Here is a 2,540-nt window from a genome sequence, read left to right as displayed (position 1 = left end):
CGGGCGCGTGCGAGCTCACCAAAACGGCACCCAGTCTCTACTGCTGCACGCACTAGCCACCGGAAATCTGGTGGGCACGCGTTAAGCAGCCTGATGACTTCGTCACGCGACAGGTAGCGGAGCCGCGCAGCATCAGCACCTCTGAACGGTTGAACCCGCTTCCAAGAGGTAGGGACGCCCACCTCGTGTTCTTGGTGCACATGCGCAAGAGCGGCCTTCAGGATCGTTAGGACGCGGTTTGCACTTGAGCGCCGCTTGCGCTTCACCTCATCCGGATCGTGACCTTTGGCGATCGCTTTAGGTCTTCCCTGACGGCCGAGGGCAGGGGCTTCTGCCAGAGCGGCATGCCAAGCTCGAAGTCGGGTAGCAGTGAGCCGGCTCAACTCCTCAGTGCCGAGCGATGAACGAATATGCCGGTCGATCGCTCGCTCCGTTTGCTTGATGCTCTTTCGCTCCCGCCGGAACCACTCCAGATAGTCGTCCATTGCGTCATTGACGGTGCGGAGCGCAGGAGGAGAATATTCATCCAATCCGGCCGCACGCCGGACTTGCTGATCCCACCAGCGCACCGCTGCTTCTCTGGCTTGGGAAAAGCTCAGAACGTCAACGCCGTTGGCCTCACGCTGGTCATCCGCATAGCCGAGTGTGGTCTTGTGGTACGATACTTTGCCACTGCCTGTCGGCCGCCACCGAGCATACCAGGTGCCGTAGCCAGTTCCCTTGATCCGCCGATAGCCAAGATGCTGTCCCGGCGCGATGCCGAACCACCATGGCTCATGCGCTGTCTCAAGCTTCGCCCGCTCAGTCTTACTCTGGATTCTGCTCAGCGGAACAGGCTTTGGCATTAGCGCCTCCAGTAGTGAACACTTCGGAAGTGTACGCTCCCGGATGCGCACGGACAATCGAGGACAGGTTCCTAAGGAACTTCAGGTAATTGCGGAGTTGCGCGGACGATAGCGGACGCTCGCCGAGGTAGATTTGGATACTTTTGCTCTCTCTCACGGCGCAAACAGGGGTTCGAGTCCCCTTGGGGACGCCAACCATTCCAATGGTTCAGGCGTCAGCCGCTCTGGTCGGCTGCCTCTCATGTCCCGCTAGTGTCTCGTACATGTGTCTGGAACATGCCAGATGCGGGTGGACGAGGTCGCACGGATGCTTGCCCTCTCATATCGGCTGACCAGCATCGCGTGCCCGACTGTCTTTCGGACAGGCGCATGATGCCCGGTTACATCGGGGTTCATTCTCCCCAGGATCGGTGAGTCACTGGTGCTGCCACCGCAGCAGGTCCTCCACGATCCGGCGCATCTCCTGAGCTTCGTGGCTGTGCCGCCCGGTCCGACAGCACTGACCATCCTGCCCGACACGGGACGCGCCAGCCTGCACCGCCTGCAGGTCGAGCCGCAGCAGTGAGGGCATCCGCCGGCCCAGGTTTCGTCCCGGGCCGGCGACCTCCCACAGCACCTGCCGGAAGCTCAGCCCTCCGCGTGCTCCGCCGGCAGGCGCCGCGGCGGGGGCAGAGTGCCCGAGATCTCCACAATCAGCTTGCGCGTGAGCGCCTCGCCGAACTGGGAGAAGTCGCGCGCCTCGACCACGAAGCTGCCGGGGCCGCCGATGACGAAGCGGTCGAAATAATCCGTCAGCGGGCCCGAGGGCTCCCAGGTCGTATAGGTCAGCCGGCCGTCGATCGTGCCGATCGGGCGGTCGTCGATGATGGCGAGCCCGTTGACGGTGATGCCGGCGGCCAGGGCTGCGTCGCGCGCCTTGGTGATGGCGCCGTCGGAGGGATCGCGGCCATCGGCCGAGACGTCGATCACCTGCCGCGCGGCCTCGACCGGGGCCGAGGCCAGGAGCTGGGTGGCGTGCCGGATGCCCGTGCTGATCGAGGTGTCGCCGCTGTAGGAGCGGGGGGCCAGCGCGATCAGCCGCCCGAGCGCCAGCACCTCCTCGGCACTGCGCACCACCGTCCAGTCGATGACCGTGCTCGCCTCGCCGCGGCCGGCGAACTCCACGTAGGCAATGGCGGCGGCACCGGTCGGGCCGCCCAGGATGCGGTCCACCACGGCCGGTTCGGCGAAGGCCTGGGCGTAGCCCGCCTTCTGCAGCTCGAACTCGGACTGGTCGATGCTGGTCGAGGTGTCGGCCAGCAGGACGAGGGCAAGGTCCACGGGCTCCGCCGCCCGTGCCGCCAGCGGCAGAGCCAGGAGAGCGGGCAGGAGGAGGATGCGCATGGCTGTTGATGCTCCCCGGTTCTGCCCGCCGCTGCGGCGCTCGGGCTGCCGGTGGGGCAAGGACGAGGTTAGAGGATGCCCTGCCTCCCCGCCAGAGCGCGCGGCCCTGCCTCGCCCGCCTAGATGTTTGGTCCCAGGGTGTAGTGGGTCGGATCGGCAATGAATCTGGACGGCTGTTCCGTCCAGGCTTTGCAGATGAACTCGTAGGGGGTGAGGCCGCGCAGGGTCTTCAGGCGCCTTGCGTGGTTGTAGGCGTCGAGGAAGAGCTGCAGGTGGTGCCGGAGCTCTTCATGGCTGCCGTAGTGATAGCGG

The 2,540-nt window shown here is 65.4% G+C and carries 2 protein-coding genes and 2 pseudogenes; 1 reads left to right on the top strand and 3 read right to left on the bottom strand.

Translation table 11 applies throughout. The annotated features are described in order from the left end of the window. A pseudogene (locus VNS22_RS17005) lies at positions 1-845 on the bottom strand (site-specific integrase); the annotation flags it as partial. Positions 846-1,266: 421 nt separating this feature from the next. Here VNS22_RS17005 and VNS22_RS17000 point away from each other — a divergent pair. Next, the gene (locus tag VNS22_RS17000) at positions 1,267-1,410 is read left to right on the top strand and encodes a hypothetical protein (RefSeq protein WP_325734483.1); all 144 of its coding nucleotides are present in this window, start codon (positions 1,267-1,269) and stop codon (positions 1,408-1,410) included. Positions 1,411-1,472: 62 nt separating this feature from the next. Here the strand turns inward: VNS22_RS17000 and VNS22_RS16995 are convergent, their stop codons facing one another. Both VNS22_RS16995 and VNS22_RS16990 read right to left on the bottom strand, forming a co-directional pair. After that, a complete protein-coding gene (locus tag VNS22_RS16995; protein WP_325734481.1) occupies positions 1,473-2,228 on the bottom strand; it encodes a DUF1194 domain-containing protein in 756 nt (251 codons plus the stop codon). A 119-nt stretch (positions 2,229-2,347) separates the two neighbouring features. After that, positions 2,348-2,540 (bottom strand): annotated as a pseudogene (locus VNS22_RS16990) (IS481 family transposase); the annotation flags it as partial.

Source organism: Geminicoccus sp. (genome assembly GCF_035556675.1).
In the GTDB taxonomy this organism is placed as follows: domain Bacteria; phylum Pseudomonadota; class Alphaproteobacteria; order Geminicoccales; family Geminicoccaceae; genus Geminicoccus.
Note: the sequence above shows the minus strand (reverse complement) of the source record. Positions and strands in the feature narration are given on the sequence as shown.

Coding starts and splice junctions, on each gene's coding strand:
- VNS22_RS16995 (WP_325734481.1), bottom strand. CDS start 2,228: ATGCGCATCCTCCTCCTGCCCGCTCTCCTGGCTCTGCCGCTGGCGGCA.